Consider the following 17,520-nt stretch of genomic DNA (forward strand, 5'->3'; position numbering starts at 1 on the left):
GGTAACGCCTCCATGACGCGCCCGTCAGACATAGAAATCAAGTTCTTCCATGTGCTTGAGCAGGTCGCGCATGCGGTGAGGCTCGTCGCCCTTGAAGTAGATCAGCCCCCAGTGGGTGCCGAAAGCGGTGCGCTTGGTGACGGTTTCCTGCAGCGGGGGCGTCAGCTCGTGGGATTCGAAGTAGGGATCGTCCTCGACCTCCTCGGGAATCTCCAGGCGGCTGACCACCCGCAGTCGCGGATAGACCCCGAAGCAGCCCGCGTAGCCGTCGGCATCGACGACTTCCTTGGGGAAGAAGTCGGCGACCTCCTCGGCGGTGGACTTGGGATCGAACACCAGCATGCTGGCCTGGTAGGCGTTGAAGCCGTAGACCCGTTCGAGCAGCTCGAAGACCTTGAACCCCGGTGGCCGATAGGCGACCTCGCCGAAGTACATCTCGCCGTCGCTGGTGACGAAGTACTCCGGGTGGATCAGGCCGAAGGAGATGTCGAAGGCCTTGATCAGCTTCTCGATCTGGGCGGTGATCTGCGGGCGATAGCGCTCGAGCTCCGGCGAGGCGGGCACGAACACCGAATAGCCCAGGGTCACGTACTCGGAAATGTTCAGGAAGGCGATCTTGCCGTCGTGGATCCAGGCCTCCACGGCGAACTCCCAGCCATCCAGGTGCGACTCCATCAGCACCGGGAATTCCTCCTCGGGGATGGTATCGACCTCGTCCGGCGTGCGGATCACTCGGTGACCCAGGCAGCCGGCCTTGTCGAAGGCCTTGAGGTGGATGGGGTCGTTGGGGTCGCCATCCAGCTTGAGCAGGGTCTGGTTGACGCGCTTGAGGAAGCGGATCACGTCATCCTTGTCGTGGGCCTCCTCGAAGATGCCCACGCGGATGCCGCCGAGCTGAGCGCGGCGCTTCATCAACGCCTTGTCGCGCAAGAGCAGCGACTGGCCGTAGAGCCGCGGGCTGTCGAGCAGCACCGAGTTGATGGCGCCGGCCCATTCCACGGTTTCCTCGAACAGCGGGATGGCGACATCGACGCCCATCTCCTTGAGCGTCTCGGCGATCTCCAGCGAGCGGTCGTTCAGGCGCTCGAAGTTCCAGGAAAGATAGGGGATGTCGTGCTTCTGGCAGTATTCCTCGGCCCAGTCCGGGGCCACCACCACGTAGCGGCGGTCGAAATTGGCGGCGGCCTCGATGGCATTCAGGCTCCAGCCCAGTAGTGCGATATGGCCCTTGTCCGGGTTCTTGTTCATGGACGCCTCCGTCGGCGGTTCACGATGAAGCCTCCCGCCGTGCGGCGAGAGACGAGTCACCCCTCACCATAGACCCTTGTGGCAGATCAGAAAGTGAGACGCTTCCACGCACCGGTATCCGGATCGCAATCGCTCCTTGCTGCGCCGGCGGTCGCTTGGTATAGTGCGCGGCGTTCGGCAAGTGACTGATCCCGCTCAGAGAACTGCCTGACCCAAATGGCACGTCAAGTGCCCGCTGTGGTGGCCCCTTAGGTCCTCCCGCAACGCTAAGTCGCAAACCCCGCCAGGCCCGGAAGGGAGCAACGGTAGTGATGGACGCGTGTGCCGGGATGTGGCTTTCGGGGCCGCCTCCATTTGTGCCCTCCTTTTTCTATCTTCTTTGTTCGATCACCTCGTTTCCTGCCCGTCGTGGGGCGTGCCCGTGCCTGCGCGTCCAGGCTTGCAGCGGCTATCGGCGCGCGTCATAGTCGTGGCCCGGGCGAGGCCGGCGTTGGCCGCCGTCCCGTGCAATTCCTGTCAGGAGGTGGCGATGAACGCGCAACGGATCCTTTCCCAGCTGATGCGCCAGGCCGGCGATGGCCGCCGCGGTGGCCTGGATGTCCAGGGGCTGCTCGGCGGGCTGACCTCCGGCGCCGGTGGCAAGGCCGGCGGGCAGGGTGGCGGCCGCCTTGGCAGCGCCCTTGGCGGCGGCGCCCTGGGGTTGCTGCTGGGCTCCAAGCGTGGCCGCAAGCTGGGCGGCAAGGCGCTCAAGTACGGCGCCATCGCCGGCGTCGGCGCGCTGGCCTGGAGGGCCTGGCAGAATGCCCGGGCGTCGTCCGGCGGCGAGGCCCACGAGGGCACGCCGCTGGACGATCTCCAGGGCGAGCCACTCGAGCGTCGCAGCCTGGTGCTGCTGCAGGCGATGATCATGGCCGCCCGAGCCGATGGCCACGTCGACGAGCGCGAGCGCGCGTTGCTCACCGAGCAGATCGATGCCATCGGCGCCGACGACGAGCTGCACGCCTGGGTGGAGCGTCAGCTGTCGGCGCCGCTGGATGCGCTGGCCCTGGCTCGCCAGGCCGACTCGTCCCAGGCGGCGCGGGAGATCTACCTGGCCAGCGTGGCGGTGATCGACGATGACAATCCTATGGAGCGTGCCTGGCTCGACCAGCTTGCCTCGGGCCTCTCGCTGGACGAGGACATGAAGCGCTCGCTCGAGCGCGAGGCCCTGGCCGCCGGAGAGGGGCCTGATCACGAGGAGCAATGGTGAAATGTTGACCTTCCACAGCGATGACACCGGCCTGCGCCGCGCCCGTACCGAGCTCGATGGTGGCGAGCTGGTGACACCCTACGAGTGTCCCGAGCGTGTCGAGCTGGTACTCAGGCGCGTGCGCGAGGTGGGGCTCGGCGAGGTGCGTGCCCCCGAGGCGTTCGGCCTCGAGCCGGTGCTGGCGGTGCATGACCGCGGCTACGTCGACTTCCTCGCCAGCTGCTGGGACGACTGGCGCGCCGCTGGCCATGGCGGCGAGGCCATCCCCAGCATCTGGCCGACCCGGACCATGCGTGACGACATCATTCCCGAGCATGTGGAGGGCCGTCTCGGCCACTACGCGCTGGCCGCCGAGACCTCGATCTGCGAGGGCACTTTCGAGGCCGCCGTGGCCAGCAAGGACATCGCGCTGTCGGCCGTCTCCCACACCCTGGCCAGCGGTGAGCCCAGCTTCGGGCTGTGCCGGCCGCCGGGGCATCACGCCGCGACCGATCAGTTCGGCGGCTACTGCTTCTTCAACAACGCCGCCATCGCCGCCCAGCATGCGCTGGACAGCGGGAAAGGGCGCGTGGCGGTGCTGGACGTCGACTTCCACCATGGCAACGGCACCCAGCAGATCTTCTACGAGCGCGACGACGTGCTGTTCGCCTCGCTGCACGGCGATCCGCGTACCTGCTTCCCCTACTTCCTGGGCCACGCCGACGAGACCGGACGCGGGCCAGGGGAGGGCTTCAACTTCAACTATCCGATGGCGCCGGGGACCGACTTCGCGGCCTGGTCCCTGGCGCTCGACGACGCCCTGACGCGCATTCGCGAGGCCGGCTGCGAGCTGCTGGTGGTCTCGCTGGGCGTCGACGCCTTCGAACACGATCCCATCAGCGCCTTCAAGCTGACCAGCAACGACTTCACCGAGCTCGGCCGGCGACTGGCCGGCGCGGGGCTGCCCACGACCTTCCTGCTCGAGGGCGGTTACGCGGTCGAGGAGATCGGCATCAACGCCGTGAACGTGCTGACCGGCTTCGAGGCCGCCCGTTAATTCGCCCATCACAAGGAACGATCCATGGCACGCATCTACGACGACAATTCCCGCTCGATCGGCAACACCCCGCTGGTCCGGCTCAACCGGGTCAGTGAAGGGGCCACGATCTGGGCCAAGATCGAGGGCCGCAACCCGGCCTACTCGGTCAAGTGCCGCATCGGCGCGGCGATGATCTGGGACGCCGAGGAGCGCGGCGTGCTCAAGCCCGGGATGAGCATCGTCGAGCCCACCAGCGGCAACACCGGCATCGCCCTGGCCTTCGTCGCCGCGGCCCGCGGCTATCCGCTGGTGCTGACCATGCCGGCCTCCATGAGCCTCGAGCGGCGCAAGGTGCTCAAGGCGCTGGGCGCCGAACTGGTGCTGACCGAGCCCGCCAAGGGCATGGCCGGCGCCATCGCCAAGGCCAAGGAGCTGGCCGAGGCCGAGCCGGAGACCTACTTCCTGCCGCAGCAGTTCGAGAACCCGGCCAACCCGCGCATCCACGAGACCACCACCGGTCCCGAGATCTGGCACGACACCGATGGTGAAGTGGACGTCTTCGTTGCCGGCGTGGGCACAGGCGGTACCCTCACCGGCGTCTCGCGCTACATCAAGCAGACCCAGGGCAAGGCCATCACCAGCGTGGCGGTGGAGCCGGTCGACTCGCCGGTGATCGCCCAGACCCGGGACGGCCAGGCGCCGACGCCGGCGCCGCACAAGATCCAGGGCATCGGTGCCGGCTTCGTGCCCGCCAACCTCGATCTGTCGCTGGTCGACCGCATCGAGGCCGTGGGCAACGACGAGGCCATGGAGATGGCACACCGGCTGATGCAGGAAGAAGGCATCCTGTGCGGTATCTCCTGCGGCGCCGCCGTGGCCGCCGCGGTGCGCCTCGGGCGTGATCCGGCCTTCGCCGGCAAGAACATCGTCGTGATCCTGCCGGACAGCGCCGAGCGCTATCTCTCCTCGCCGCTGTTCGCCGGCCGCTTCGGCGAGCAGGAAACCGAGCAGTAAGCCGCATCCCCCGTGCCAGCCCCGGCGGCCGCCGGGGCATCGCCGCCGCCTATCCCCCGGGCGGCGGCAGGCTCGGCACCAGGTCCACCACCCCGAACGTCTCCATCCCGATCCATGCCAGAAAGCCGGCGTAGAGCGCCAGCAGGGCCACGCATTCGCGCTTCGTCAGCACCATGCCGGTGCGCATCATCAGGAACAGCGCCACCGTGGCGGCGGTGAGCACCGCCATCATCGGGGCGGCGACGGAGAAGTTGACCATGGCGGTGCCGGCGATCAGCACGCCGGCCGGGATGCACACCAGCAGGTCGAAGGTGTTGCTGCCCAGCACGTTGGCGATGCTGGTGACGCCGCGGCCCTGGCGGGCGGCGCGGATCGAGACGAAGGCATCGGGAATCGAGGTGCCGGCGGCGACCACGGTGATGCCCCACAGGAAGCTCGGGGTGTCGAAGATCTCGCCGAACGCGATCGCCGCCCGGACCAGGCCCTCCACGCCGATCACGATCACCGCCAGCGACAGCGCCAGGCGGGCCCATTCGCGGCCCGGGCGCACGTCGCCGGCATCGACCTCGCTCTCGTGGTCGAGGGTGTCCTGGTACTGCACGAACAGGTAGAGCCCGTAGAGCGCCACCGGCATCAGCGCCAGGCCACGGGTCAGCTCGCCGCGGATGGCGCCGCCCGTCGCCTCGGCGGGGTGATAGATGGCGGCGAAGGCGAAGGTCAGGGTCAGCACCGCCACCGCGATCATGTAGAACTGGGCTTCCTTGTAGACCAGATCGCGGTTGGCGGTCAGCGGGTGGCGACTGGCCAGGCCGGAGACGGCGGGAATCACCAGGATGTTGAACAGCGCCGAACCGACGATCGCCGCCACGCCGAGCTCGAACTCGCCGTGCACCAGGGTGGAGATCACCGTGGTGGAGAGCTCCGGGAAGCTCGAGCCCACGGCCACCACGATGGCGCCCTGGACGATGTCCGGCAGCCGGTAGTGGGCCGCGAGCCGCTCGCTGCTGGTTTCCAGCAGCCCGCTGCCGCGCCAGACGATGGCGGTGGCCACCACGGCCACGAGGCTCCAGAGCAGGATGGCAGGCATCTGGGCGTCCCTTCCTTGAATGACGGGTTTCCAGCCTAACAGCCTGCTGCCGTCGGTAGCATATTGGCGACCGCTGATATTGATGTCGCCATCGCCGACCGGCAGGATAGCGCCTTTCCAACATGGAGGGGCGCATGCAACGTCTTGTCTTGGCTGTATTTCTTACATTGGCTATGGCCGGTTTCCCGGGCCTGGTCGGTGCCGCGGTGATCGGCAGCTGGAACCTCGAGCATCTGGGCTGGAACAACGACAAGCGGCTCGATCTGGTGGCCCGGGTGGCCGGACGCTTCGACCTGCTGGCGGTGCAGGAACTGATGAACGACGAGGCGCTGGCGGCGCTGGAGCAAGAGCTCGAGGCCGTGTCCGGCGAGGAGTGGTCGTCGATGGCCAGCCACGCCGTGGGGCGCAGCCGCTACCAGGAGCACTACGGCTTCCTGTGGCGCGAGTCGCGCGTCGAGTCGCTCGGCGGGGGCGCGCTCTTCATCGACAGCCGCGACGTCTTCGCTCGCGAGCCTTTCTCGGCGCGGTTCCGCGACCGTGAGAGCGGCGACACCTTCGTCGCCGCCACGGTGCACGTGGTTTACGGCGACGGTCTCGCTGACCGTCGGCCCGAGGTCGAGGCCCTGGCCGACTACTGGCAATGGCTCGACGAGGCCTATCCCGACACCCCGCGAATGCTGATGGGCGACTTCAACATGGCGCCGGACGATCCCGCCTGGGCGCCGTTGAGGGCGCTCGGCGCGGTGCCGGCGCTGAACGGTCAGGCCACCACGCTCGGCACCACGCCGGGCCGCTACGCCAGTCCCTACGACAACATCTGGTATCGGCCGGACCGCCTGAGCCCGCAGGCGCTCGGCATGCTGCGCTATCCGGCGCTGACCGGCCTCGATCATGTCGCGGCCCGCGAGCACGTCTCCGACCACGCCCCGGTCTACCTGGCCCTGCATCAGGGCGAGCTGCGTGCTCTGCCGCCCGGCGCCGGTGAGGTGGCCGGTGCCGGCGGCGCCTCCCATGCCCGTGCGGCCGGCTGCATCGACTTGAATGCCAGCTCCGTGGCCATGCTCGAGCGCCTGCCGCACATCGGCCCGGCCCGCGCCGAGGCCATCGTGGCCGGCCGCCCCTGGGCGGGCAGCGCCGAGCTCTCACGTATAGACGGCATCGCCGTCGGGCGTCTCGCCGACATCCGCGACAGCGGCCGGCTGTGCAGCGGCTGACCCGCTCCGGCCCACGCTTTGCGCCCGGGCCGCCACCCGGTAGAATGTGGGCCATCTCTTCAAGCCCGTCGGTCGGCGATTCGCGCACCGGCGGGGCTTTCGTGTTCGGCTGCCAGCCAGCCCAGCCGCAAGGATTCCGAGCTGCATGAGCTATCAGGTTCTGGCCCGCAAGTGGCGGCCGCGTACCTTCCATGAACTGGTCGGCCAGGAGCATGTCCAGCGCGCGCTGGTCAACGCCCTGGACCAGGGCCGGCTGCACCACGCCTACCTGTTCACCGGTACCCGCGGGGTCGGCAAGACCACGCTGGCGCGCATCCTCGCCAAGTGCCTGAACTGCACCGCGGGCGGGCACGGCGACGAGGGCGTGACCTCCACGCCCTGCGGCCAGTGCCCCAGCTGCGAGGCCATCGACGACGGTCGCTTCGTCGACCTGATCGAGGTCGACGCCGCCTCGCGCACCAAGGTCGAGGACACCCGCGAGCTGCTCGACAACGTGCAGTACGCGCCGACCCAAGGCCGCTACAAGGTGTACCTCATCGACGAGGTGCACATGCTCTCCACCAGCAGCTTCAACGCGCTGCTCAAGACCCTGGAAGAGCCGCCGCCCCACGTGAAGTTCCTGCTGGCCACCACCGACCCGCAGAAGCTGCCGCCCACGGTGCTGTCGCGCTGCCTGCAGTTCACCCTCAAGCACATGCCGCCGGAGCGCATCGTCGGCCACCTCTCCAAGGTGCTCGAGGCCGAATCGGTTTCTTTCGAGGAGAGCGCGCTGTGGCTGCTCGGCAAGGCGGCCGAGGGTTCCATGCGCGACGCCATGAGCCTGACCGACCAGGCGATCGCCTTCGGCCAGGGCGAGGTGCGCCACGCCGACGTGGCGGCGATGCTCGGCACCCTCGACCATCGCCACGTGCTGGCGCTGCTCGAGGCCATGGCCGAGGTCGACGCCGCGAGGGTGCTGGCCGAGGTCGCCGCCCTGGCCGAGCAGGGCCCGGACTTCGCCGGCGTGCTCGACGATGTCACCGGCGTGCTGCACCGCCTGGCCGTGGCGCAGATGGTGCCCGACGCCCTGGACAACGGCCACGGCGATCGCGACACGCTGCTGGCCCTGGCCGCGCGTTTCACCGCCGAGGATATCCAGCTCTACTACCAGATCGGCATCCAGGGTCGCGGCGACATGGCCCATGCGCCGGACCTGCGCACCGCCCTGGAGATGACCCTGCTGCGCATGCTGGCCTTCCGCCCCCAGGGCGTGCCGAAGCCGGCCCAGACGCCGCTGCCCATGCGCGGCGACGGTGGCGGCGGCGCTCCTGCGGCCGGAGGCGGCGCCGGGCAGTCGGGGAGCAGCGATCAAGCCGCCAGCGCCGCTCCAGCACCGAGTGCGGCGCCTGGCGCCGCGGCATCGCGGCCGGCGGCCGAATCCGCCCCGGCCCCAGAGCCGACGCCTGAACCGGCTCCGGCGCGAGCGCCGGTCGAGTCCGCCGCGTCGCCGGCACCGACCGAGGCCCCCGCTGATCCTCAGCCGGCTCCCGAGGCCGCGCCGGAACCCGCGCCGTCCGCGGTCGCGGCAGCCGAACCGGCCCCCGAGCCGCCGCCCTGGATCCAGGATGAGCCGGTTCAGGACGTGCCTGTCCAGGATGAGCCGGTTCAGGACGTGCCTGTCCAGGATGAGCCGGTGCAGGACGTGCCTGTTCAGGAGGCGTCCGCTCAGGCGGCACCCGCGCCTGAACCCGCAGCGCCTCAGCCACAAATGCCCGCGCCGGTCGCGGCGGCTCCCGAGCCCGAGGCTCAGGCCGTGCCGGCCGAGGCACCGGCCGCCCCCTCGGCTGCCGACGCCACTCCGGGCGAGCTGAGCCATGCCGACTGGCTGGAACGCTTCGACGCGCTGGGCCTGTCCGGCCTGACGCGCAACCTGGCGGCCCACTGCGTGGTCGAAGCCGACGATGGCGACGCCCTGACGCTGCGGCTGGATCCGTCCCAGGCGGCGATGCAGGCCGACGTCCACGTCGAGCGCATCCGCGAGGCGCTGGCCGGGGCCGGTTTCACGCGGCGCCTGACCATCGCCGACGGGCCGCTGCCCGAGGGCGTCGAGACGCCGCGCCAGCGCGCCGACCGCCTGGCCGCCGAGCGCCACGCCGAGGCGGTGGCCGCGCTGCAGGCCGACCCCCAGGTGCAGAAGCTTCAGCAGGCCTTCGGGGCCCGGCTGATCGAGACCACGGTGAAGCCCGTCGAGGCGGCGCGTCATTGAACGGACGCCAACGCCACGCGTCGGAAGGGGTAATATCGACCGTACACGACACCGGCTGCCCGGGTGGCCGGTCAGAACATCCAATCGAGAGGACGTCACCATGATGAAAGGTGGAATGGGCAACCTGATGAAGCAGGCCCAGGAAATGCAGGAGAAGATGCAGAAGGCCCAGGAAGAGGTCGCCAAGGCCGAGGTTCACGGCGAGGCCGGTGCCGGCATGATCAAGATCACCATGAACGGCCGCCACGACGTGCTCAAGGTCGATATCGACCCGAGCGTCATGGAAGAGGACAAGGAGCTGCTCGAGGACCTGCTGGCCGCCGCCGTGAACGACGCCGTGCGCAAGGTCGAGGCCAACTCCAAGGAGATGATGGAGGACGCCACCTCCGGCCTGAACCTGCCGCCTGGCTTCAAGATGCCGTTCTGAAGCCTCTGCCGGAACGCAACGACGAGAGATGAGCGCCCGCGTGGCGCTCATCTCGTCCCATGACGAGACCTGAGCCCTGAACGACTCATGAGCTTTTCTCCCCTGGTCGAACGGCTGATGGAGGCCTTCCGGGTGCTCCCCGGCGTCGGCCCCAAGACCGCCCAGCGCATGGCCATGCATCTGCTCGAGCGCGACCGCGACGGCGGCCGGCGGCTGGTCGAGTCGCTCGGCACGGCCCTCGAGGCGGTCGGCTACTGCCGGCGCTGTCGCACCCTCACCGAGGAGGAACTGTGCGGCATCTGTGCCAGTCCGCGCCGCGACGACGGCGTGCTGTGCGTGGTCGAATCCCCGGCCGACCAGCTGGCCATCGAGGAGGCCGGCGGCTACCAGGGCCGCTACTTCGTGCTGCACGGCCATCTGTCGCCGCTGGACGGCGTCGGGCCCGAGGACATCGGCCTCGACCAGCTGGAGGCGCGGGTCGCCGAGGCCGGCGTCGATGAGGTGATCCTGGCCACCAATCCCACGGTGGAAGGGGAGGCCACGGCCCACTACATCGCCTCCCAGCTCGCGCCGCTGGGGCTCAAGCTCTCGCGCCTGGCCTATGGCGTGCCCATGGGCGGCGAGCTCGAATACGTCGACGGCGGTACCCTGAGCCGGGCCTTCAACGGCCGGCTGCCTTTCCAGGGCGAATGATCGCCGTTCCATCCCTGCCATGCCGGATGACCGCATGTCCCTGACACCCGAGATCCGCTGGATCGACACTCCCGAGGCGCTCGACGCTGCCTGCGCCGAGGTGGCCGAGGCCGACGTCCTGGCCCTGGATACCGAATTCTTTCGCGAGCGCACCTTCCACCCGGTGCCGGCGCTGATCCAGTTCTGTGCCGGCGGGCCGGCCTACCTGGTCGACCCCCAGGAGGTCGCCTGCACCGAGCGCTTCCGCCGCCTGCTCGCCGAGGGGCCGCTGAAGCTGCTGCACGCCTCCAGCGAGGACCTGGAAGTCTTCGCCCACTGGGCCGGCGTGTCCATCGCGCCGCTGGTGGACACCCAGATCGCCCAGGCGCTGCTCGGCGAGGTGACCTCCATGGGTTACCAGAAGCTGGTCGAATACTGGGTGGGCGAGACCCTGCCCAAGGACGAGACCCGCTCCAACTGGCTCGAGCGTCCGCTCTCCGAGGCCCAGAAGACCTACGCGGCGCTGGACGTGGTCTATCTGCTGGATGTCTGGGCACATCAGCGCGAGTCGCTGGTGCGCCACGGCCGCCTGGCGTGGCTCGAGGAAGACTGCGCCGTCCTGGCCGATCAGGCCTCGCGCAGCGACGAGGCCGACGGCCAGTGGTATCTGCGTCAGCGCAACCTGTGGCGGCTGGGCCCGCGCCAGATCGAGGCCTATCGCCTGCTGACCACCTGGCGCGAGGGCGAGGTGCGTCGCCGTGACCTGCCGCGCAGCTGGCTGGTCAGCGACAAGCTGCTGTTCGCCATCGCCGAGCGCCTGCCCGAGAACCGCTATGAGCTGGCCGCGGTGGAGGGCATCAAGCCACCGCTGGTCAAGCGCGAGGGCGACGTCCTGCTGGCGCTGGTCAAGGAGGCGCGTTTCCTCGACGAGGCCGAGCTGCCGTCGGTGCCGCTGTCGCCCTTGTCGCCGGCCTTCAAGCGCTGCCTCAAGGCGATGAAGAAGGTGGTGAACCTCGAGGCCGAGTCCCTGGGCCTGGCCCCCGAGATGCTGATGCGTCGCCGCGACCTGGAGGCCCTGGCCAGCGCCCGGCTGCGTGGCCGCCCGCTGCCGCTGCCCGTCGGCTGGCGCGGCGAGCGCCTGGCCGATGCCCTGGAACGTGCCCTGAACGAGGTCCCCGCATGACCACCATGAACGGCAAGCTGCTGTGCGAGGTCTTCAAGAGCTCGCGCAAGGACGAGATGTACCTGTACGTGGACAAGCGCCGCGGCCTCGAGGACGTACCCGAGGCGCTGCTCGAGCGCTTCGGCAAGCCGGTCTCGGCGCTGACGCTGATCCTCACGCCCGAGAAGCCGCTGGCCCGCACCCGCGGCGCCGAGGTCATGGCCGCCATCGAGGAGAAGGGATTCTACCTGCAGATGCCGCCGGCCAAGGAGGACTATCTGCTGGATCTTTATCGCACGCCGACGGAAGCCCGTTACTAGTCTGAAGCATGGGTACAAGGGGCCTGCCTGGAGGGCTCCCCGTGAACGACACGAGAGACGAATGACCATGCGTGAAAGGTTCTGGGAGCGCTTCCCGCTGGAAGAGCTGACCGATGAGGAGTGGGAGGCGCTGTGCGACGGCTGTGGCCAGTGCTGCCTGCTCAAGTTCCAGGACGACGAGGGCGACCTGGCGGTGCTCAACGTGGCCTGCGAGCTGCTCGACATCGAGGGCTGCCGCTGCAGCGACTACGCCAACCGCTTCGAGAAGGTGCCGGACTGCCAGCAGCTCACCGTCGAGCGCATCGAGGAGTTCCGCTGGCTGCCCAAGTCCTGCGCCTACCGGCGCCTGGCCGAGGGTCGCAAGCTCGCCGGCTGGCATCCGCTGATCTCGGGCGATCCCGAGCGGGTGCACCGCAAGGGCATCAGCGTGCGCAGCTTCGCGGTGTCCCAGTCCGAGGTGCCCGAGGAGGAGCTGGAGGACCATATCATCGCGATCCTGCCGATCGATGGGTAAATGAGAAAGGCGGCCTCCCGGCCGCCTTTTTCATTGCTGTGCCTGATGCTCTCTCCGTTCAGGCCTCCCGCGTTTCCAGCCCCAGCGCCCACAGGATGAAGGCATCCTGGCGGGCGTTGTCGTGCCAGCCCTTGAAGCGCCCCGAGGCGCCGCCGTGGCCGGCCTCCAGATCGGTGCGCAGCAGTGTGGGGTGGTCGCTGCCGTCCACGCCGTGGGTCTCGGCCAGCTCGCTCAGGCGGGCGTAGAGCTTGGCCGGCTCCCAGTAGGGCACCCGGGTGTCGTGCCAGCTGCCCTGCAGGAACACCGGCGGCCAGGGCCGCTCGGGCAGGTTGTCCAGCGGCGAGTAGTCGCGGATGCGGCTGTGGGCGGCGGGCTCCCGCGGGTCGCCCCATTCGCTGTACTCGGCGGTGGTCAGCGGCAGGTCGGGGTTCTCCATGGTGCGCAGCACGTCGACGAAGGGCACGTCGAGCACCGCGGCGCAGAAGCGCTCCGGCGACAGGTTGAGGCTGGCGCCGACCAGCAGCCCGCCGGCGCTGGCGCCGTAGGCGACGATGCGCTCGCCGTCGCTGACGCCCTGTTCGACCAGGGCGTCGCGGGCGGCCAGGAAGTCGTGGAAGCTGTTGGCCTTGTGCTCGAGCTTGCCGCTCAGGTACCAGGGCTCGCCGCGGTCGCCGCCGCCGCGCACGTGGGCCACGGCGAAGGCCGCGCCGCGGGCCAGCAGCTCCAGGCGGGCCACCGAGAACCAGGGATCGAGCGTCTCGCCGTAGGCGCCGTAGCCATAGAGCAGGGTGGGCAGCGGGTGGCCGGCCAGATCGGCTCGCATCACCACCGAGACCGGCACGCGCTCGCCGTCGTGGGAGGTCGCCCACAGCCGCTCGCAGGTCAGCTGATCGGGGCGCAGGTCGCCGTGCACCGGCTGCTGCTTGAGGCGGCGGCGCTCGCCGCTGTCCAGGTCGAGCTCGGTCCAGGTCACCGGCAGGGTGAAGGATTCCTCGCGCAGCCGCAGGCGGCGCTCGTCGAAGTGCGGGGCGTCGGCGAGCCCCAGGCTGCAGGGCGTCTCGGGCAGCGCCAGGCGCTCGTCGCGCCTCACGGCGTGATCGGTGTCGAGCTCGATCACCCGCAGGCGGACCTGGGCCTGCTGATGGTCGCGCTCGCTGGCCACCAGTCCCCAGCCGAAGGCATCGATGCCCTCGAGCGTGGTGTCCTGGCGGTGCTCGATCAGACGATCCGGCTCGCCCTGCGGGTCGGCCTCGTCGACCCGGTCGAGGCAGAAGTGCGGCGCCTCTCGGTTGTGCAGCACGTAGAAGTGGCCGGGGCGGTGATCGACGCCGTATTCCACGCCGCGCTCGCGGGGGCGGAACAGCGTCGGCGCCGTGGCCGGGGCGGCCGCCGGAACCAAGTGGATCTCGCTGGTGTCCTTGGAGGCGGACTCCAGCATCAGCCACTCCCGCGAGCGGGTCTTGCCGAGTCCGAGCCAGAACTCCGGGTCGTCCTCGCGCAGCATCAGCACCGGCTCGTCGGCGTTCGGCGTGTCGCCGAGGGTCAGCGGTAGCCGCCAGATGCTCTCGGGGCGCTGGGTGGCGTCGTAGCGGGTGAACAGCAGGGTGGCGCCGTCCTCGGCCCAGCACAGTTCTGGGCCGATCTCCTCGAGCAGCGCCAGCGGCTCGCCGTCCGGCAGGCGCTTGAGCCACAGGGTGAAGATCTCGTCGCCCTGGGTGTCCTCGCTCCAGGCCATCCAGCGCTCGTCCGGCGACAGCGACATGTCGCCGACCTCGAAGAAGACGTGGTCGGCGGCGCGACGCTGCAGGTCGAAGAACGGCTCGCGGCGCTCGGGCTCGCCGTTGGGATGGCGCCACCAGACCGCGTGGTCGGCGTCCACCGCGGTCTCGCTCCACACCGTGAAGTGGTCGAGTGCCGTGGGCAGGCCGTGTACGGCCAGCTCGCGGCGGGCAAGATGACCGTGGTAGAGCCGCTCGGTGAGATCGTCCAGGGGCGCGAGCCAGGCCCGGGAGTGGGCGTTGGCGGCCTCGAGGAAGGCCGTCACCTGCGGGTCGTCGCGCTGTTCCAGCCAGTGCCAGTCGGGGTCGTCGGCGCGCCGGAAGGTGGCGGTCGGGTGGGGGGCGTCGGTCATGTTCGTCGGGCCGGGGTCACGTGGCGGCTGTGCTTTCATGGTGCGGGATGTACCATACTCGGAGTGAATTCAACGGGGTGCGTCTTTCGACGCCGCAATGACGAGGTACCGATGCTACTTTCGGATTCGATGTCTCTACTATGGCTGACCTATGCCGTGCTGTCTCTGGTGGTGCTCGGCACCGGCTACCTGGGATTGGCCTTCCTGCCACGCCTGCCGCGGCTGGTGATCACCTGGACCGTGGCCGGCATCATGTGGGTGCCGGCGAGTTTCCAGCTGCCGCTGACCACCGGGGAGGGGGTCTACCAGGGTTTCGCGCCCGCGGTGGTGGTGGCCGGGCTGGCGTTCCTCTCCCACGACGGCGGCGCCATGCTGCCGGCGCTGATGCTGGTGGCCGTGGCGGCCGGCCTGGGCGCGCTGGTGGGCCTGCTGCTGTGGCGGCGCGGACGCCGCGCGGCCGCTCGCCAGGCACCGGAGCAGGAGAGCGAAGACAAGGGCCGCCAGGACGGCGGTGAGGCGCGACGCGAGCCGGTGATCGGCTAAGGACGTTCGATGCAGAGGGGAAATCCCGGCGGCCGAGGCGCGCTGCGACTGTTGTGGCTGATAGCGCTGTGCCTGCTCGGGCTCGGTGCGAGCTCGTCTCACGCTCAGGCCCAGACTCAGACCCAGACCGAGCCTCGGGCCGTGCAGGAGCATGACGACGTGCGTGCGGTGGTCGACGTGTCGGGCAGCATGAAGAACCACGACCCGGATCGCCTGGCCGAGAGCGCCATGGGGCTGCTGGTCTCGCTGCTGCCGGAGGGCGCCAGCGCCGGCGTCTGGACCTTCGGCGAGCGGGTCGGCAATCCGCTGCCGCTGGGGCGGGTCGGGGATGACTGGCGCGAACGTGCGCTGTCGCTGCCGCCGTCGCCGCGCGATCAGCAGTACACCGATATCGAGGCCGCGCTGCGTGAGGCGGCGAACGGCGAGGCCAGCGGCGGGCTGCACCTGATCCTGATGACCGACGGCGTCATCGATCTGCCGCCGGGCAGCGGCGACAAGCCGGCCATCGATCGTGCCTCGCGCCGGCGCATCGTCGAGGAGCTGGCCCCCGAGCTGGCGGCGCAGGGGGTGACGGTGCATGCCATCGCCTTCTCCGACGAGGCCGACCTGGCGCTGGTCGAGCGCCTGGCCCAGCGTACCGGCGGGCTGGCCTCACGAGTCGCTTCACCGGAAGGGCTGATGGGCGCCTTCCTCGATATCTTCGAGCGCATCTTCCCCGCCGACCGCCTGCCGCTGGACGACGACGGCGGCTTCGTGGTCGACGAGGGCGTGGATCGGCTCTCGGCGCTGATCTTCCACGATCCCGAGGCCGAGCCGCTGACGCTGATCGCACCCGACGGCACCCGCTATCGCGCCGATTCGGCTCCGGAGGGAGCGAACTGGCAGGTCGAGCCGCGCTTCGACCTGATCCGCATGCCCGAACCCGAGGCGGGGCAATGGCGCCTCGAGGGACCGGTGGACGACGGCAGCCGCATCAGCATCAGCGGCCCCTGGCGGCTGCGCACCGCGACGCTGCCGGCGACCCTCTATCGCGGTTTCCCGGTGCCGGTGGAGGCCTGGCTGGAGGCGGAGCGCGAGGCGCTGCCCCTGCCGGGCAACCTGACGCTGGAAGTGTCGCTGGCGTCGCCGGACGGCGAGGCGCAGTCCTCGGTGACCCTGGCCGCGGACGACCAGGGCCGCTTCCGAGGCGAACTGCCGGCGCCGGCGCTGACCGGCAACGCCCAGCTGCTGGTGCGCGCCGTCGGCGACGGCTTCACCCGCCAGCGCCGCCAGGCGGTCAACGTGCTGCCGTCCATCGGCGTGGCTCACGACCCGGCCGAGGGCCGCGTGGTGCTGGCCGCCGAGCATCCGCGCCTGAACCGCGACAACACCGAGATCCGTGGCGAGCTGGCCGGCGCAGCGCTCGAGGCCGAGCCGGTCGGCGAGACGCGCTGGACGATGGCGCTGCCCGAGCTCGACCCGGACCTCCGCCAGCCGCTGACTCTGACCGCCCGCGTCACCCTCGACGGCGAGACCCGCGAGCTGAGCCTGCCGCGGCTGATGCTCAACCCCGACGCGCGGGTGGGCATCGCCGGGGCCGACGCCGGCCCGACGCTGGCCGCCGAGCGCTTCGGCGATGCCGACGAGGATGCCGCCGCCGAGGCCGAGCCGAGCCTCGCCGATCGCTTCGTCGAGGGCGTCAACGATCTGCCGGCCACGCTGCGAATGGCCTGGCAGGAGGGCTGGCCGGGGCTGGTCGAGCGCGTCCGTGGCTGGTCACAGGGGCCGACGTTCTGGATTCTGCTGGTGCTGGCCATCGGCCTGGTGCTGCTGCGCCTGCTGTGGCGACATACCAGCCGTTCCGCTTCCTCCCGCGAGCGCAGAGACCCGCATGTGTGAATTATTGGGCATGAGCGCCAACGTGCCGACCGACATCTGCTTCAGCTTCACCGGCTTTTTGACCCGCGGCGGCGGCACCGGGCCGCACCGTGACGGCTGGGGCATCGCCTTCTACGAGGCCGGCGGCTATCGCGACTTCCGCGACCCGCACCCCTCGGTGCATTCGCCCATCGCGCGGCTGATCTGCGACTATCCGATCAAGTCGCATATCGTGATCAGCCACATTCGCCAGGCCAACGTCGGCCAGGTGCGTCTGGCCAACACCCATCCCTTCACTCGGGAGATGTGGGGCCAGCCCTGGTGCTATGCGCACAATGGCCAGCTCGCCGGCTGGGAGGAGCTGGCGCTGTCGTTCTACCGGCCGGTGGGCGGCACCGACAGCGAGCACGCCTTCTGCTGGCTGATGGGCGAGCTGCGCCGGGTCTTTCCCGAGCCGCCGGACGACCGTCGCGCGCTGTGGGCGCATCTGCACGGGCTGTGCGAGCGTCTGCGCGGGCTCGGGGTGTTCAACCTGCTGCTGGCCGACGGCGAGTACCTCTACACCTACTGCACCACCAAGCTGGCGCATATCACCCGCCGGGCGCCGTTCGGACAGGCGAGCCTCTCGGACGCCGAGATGGCGGTGAACTTCGCCGAGCACACCACGCCCGACGACGTGGTGTCGGTGATCGCCACCGAGCCGCTCACCGACAACGAGGAGTGGGTGCGCATGGTGCCCGGCGAGCTGCTGGTGTGGCGTGACGGCGAGATCCAGGGGCGCTTCACCGCCGAAGAGTGAACGAAAGTTTCAAACGTAAG

16 protein-coding genes and 1 other RNA gene are annotated in these 17,520 nt (G+C 69.8%); 14 read left to right on the forward strand and 3 right to left on the reverse strand.

The window, feature by feature from the left end; translation table 11 throughout:
• Positions 1 to 24: 24 nt before the first annotated feature.
• Complete coding sequence (locus CVH10_RS14500) at positions 25 to 1,248, reverse strand: acetyl-CoA carboxylase biotin carboxylase subunit family protein (protein WP_035595098.1); 1,224 nt, start codon at positions 1,246 to 1,248, stop codon at positions 25 to 27.
• Between the two features lie 247 nt (positions 1,249 to 1,495).
• Between CVH10_RS14500 and ffs the strand changes: the two genes are divergently transcribed.
• The 4 genes from ffs (at position 1,496) to cysK (ending at position 4,529) form a co-directional block, all read left to right on the forward strand.
• Positions 1,496 to 1,592: signal recognition particle sRNA small type (gene ffs, locus CVH10_RS14505), an RNA gene on the forward strand.
• A 185-nt stretch (positions 1,593 to 1,777) separates the two neighbouring features.
• Positions 1,778 to 2,497: a tellurite resistance TerB family protein gene (locus CVH10_RS14510; protein ID WP_035595095.1), complete on the forward strand. Its 720-nt coding sequence runs from the start codon at positions 1,778 to 1,780 to the stop codon at positions 2,495 to 2,497.
• Between the two features lies 1 nt (position 2,498).
• Positions 2,499 to 3,533: a histone deacetylase family protein gene (locus CVH10_RS14515; protein WP_106489060.1), complete on the forward strand. Its 1,035-nt coding sequence runs from the start codon at positions 2,499 to 2,501 to the stop codon at positions 3,531 to 3,533.
• A gap of 24 nt (positions 3,534 to 3,557) precedes the next feature.
• Entirely contained in the window at positions 3,558 to 4,529 is a 972-nt protein-coding gene (gene cysK, locus CVH10_RS14520) for a cysteine synthase A (protein WP_035595089.1), read from the forward strand.
• A 49-nt stretch (positions 4,530 to 4,578) separates the two neighbouring features.
• Here the strand turns inward: cysK and CVH10_RS14525 are convergent, their stop codons facing one another.
• Positions 4,579 to 5,616, reverse strand: coding sequence for a sodium:calcium antiporter (locus CVH10_RS14525; RefSeq protein WP_035595086.1), 1,038 nt, complete (start codon positions 5,614 to 5,616; stop codon positions 4,579 to 4,581).
• 134 nt (positions 5,617 to 5,750) lie between these two features.
• Here CVH10_RS14525 and CVH10_RS14530 point away from each other — a divergent pair, with 134 nt between their 5' ends.
• The 7 genes from CVH10_RS14530 to CVH10_RS14560 all read left to right on the forward strand — a co-directional run bounded on the left by CVH10_RS14530 (position 5,751) and on the right by CVH10_RS14560 (position 12,170).
• Positions 5,751 to 6,830: an endonuclease/exonuclease/phosphatase family protein gene (locus CVH10_RS14530; RefSeq protein WP_369335811.1), complete on the forward strand. Its 1,080-nt coding sequence runs from the start codon at positions 5,751 to 5,753 to the stop codon at positions 6,828 to 6,830.
• Positions 6,831 to 6,975: 145 nt separating this feature from the next.
• Positions 6,976 to 9,075, forward strand: coding sequence for a DNA polymerase III subunit gamma/tau (gene dnaX, locus CVH10_RS14535; protein WP_106489062.1), 2,100 nt, complete (start codon positions 6,976 to 6,978; stop codon positions 9,073 to 9,075).
• A 100-nt stretch (positions 9,076 to 9,175) separates the two neighbouring features.
• Positions 9,176 to 9,502, forward strand: a complete 327-nt coding sequence (locus tag CVH10_RS14540) for a YbaB/EbfC family nucleoid-associated protein (protein ID WP_035599551.1) — start codon at positions 9,176 to 9,178, stop codon at positions 9,500 to 9,502.
• A gap of 87 nt (positions 9,503 to 9,589) precedes the next feature.
• The gene (recR, locus tag CVH10_RS14545) at positions 9,590 to 10,195 is read left to right on the forward strand and encodes a recombination mediator RecR (protein ID WP_106489063.1); all 606 of its coding nucleotides are present in this window, start codon (positions 9,590 to 9,592) and stop codon (positions 10,193 to 10,195) included.
• A 34-nt stretch (positions 10,196 to 10,229) separates the two neighbouring features.
• Positions 10,230 to 11,357: a ribonuclease D gene (gene rnd, locus CVH10_RS14550; protein ID WP_035599612.1), complete on the forward strand. Its 1,128-nt coding sequence runs from the start codon at positions 10,230 to 10,232 to the stop codon at positions 11,355 to 11,357.
• 5 nt (positions 11,358 to 11,362) lie between these two features.
• Positions 11,363 to 11,656, forward strand: coding sequence for a YcgL domain-containing protein (locus tag CVH10_RS14555; protein ID WP_035599614.1), 294 nt, complete (start codon positions 11,363 to 11,365; stop codon positions 11,654 to 11,656).
• A gap of 61 nt (positions 11,657 to 11,717) precedes the next feature.
• On the forward strand, positions 11,718 to 12,170 hold the full coding sequence (locus CVH10_RS14560; RefSeq protein ID WP_106489064.1) for a YcgN family cysteine cluster protein: 453 nt from the start codon (positions 11,718 to 11,720) through the stop codon (positions 12,168 to 12,170).
• Between the two features lie 58 nt (positions 12,171 to 12,228).
• Here the strand turns inward: CVH10_RS14560 and CVH10_RS14565 are convergent, their stop codons facing one another.
• A complete protein-coding gene (locus tag CVH10_RS14565) occupies positions 12,229 to 14,301 on the reverse strand; it encodes a S9 family peptidase (RefSeq protein WP_369335812.1) in 2,073 nt (690 codons plus the stop codon).
• A gap of 111 nt (positions 14,302 to 14,412) precedes the next feature.
• Here CVH10_RS14565 and CVH10_RS14570 point away from each other — a divergent pair, with 111 nt between their 5' ends.
• Genes CVH10_RS14570 through CVH10_RS14580 form a run of 3 tightly spaced genes read left to right on the forward strand, consistent with a single transcriptional unit; the run spans position 14,413 to position 17,500 of the window.
• Entirely contained in the window at positions 14,413 to 14,844 is a 432-nt protein-coding gene (locus tag CVH10_RS14570) for a hypothetical protein (RefSeq protein ID WP_046080143.1), read from the forward strand.
• A gap of 9 nt (positions 14,845 to 14,853) precedes the next feature.
• Positions 14,854 to 16,722, forward strand: coding sequence for a VWA domain-containing protein (locus tag CVH10_RS14575; protein ID WP_035599568.1), 1,869 nt, complete (start codon positions 14,854 to 14,856; stop codon positions 16,720 to 16,722).
• Entirely contained in the window at positions 16,715 to 17,500 is a 786-nt protein-coding gene (locus CVH10_RS14580; protein ID WP_035599571.1) for a class II glutamine amidotransferase, read from the forward strand. The genes CVH10_RS14575 and CVH10_RS14580 overlap by 8 nt, the downstream gene beginning before the upstream one ends.
• Positions 17,501 to 17,520 lie beyond the last annotated feature (20 nt).

The organism is Halomonas sp. ND22Bw (genome assembly GCF_003011945.1).
GTDB lineage: Bacteria > Pseudomonadota > Gammaproteobacteria > Pseudomonadales > Halomonadaceae > Halomonas > Halomonas halophila.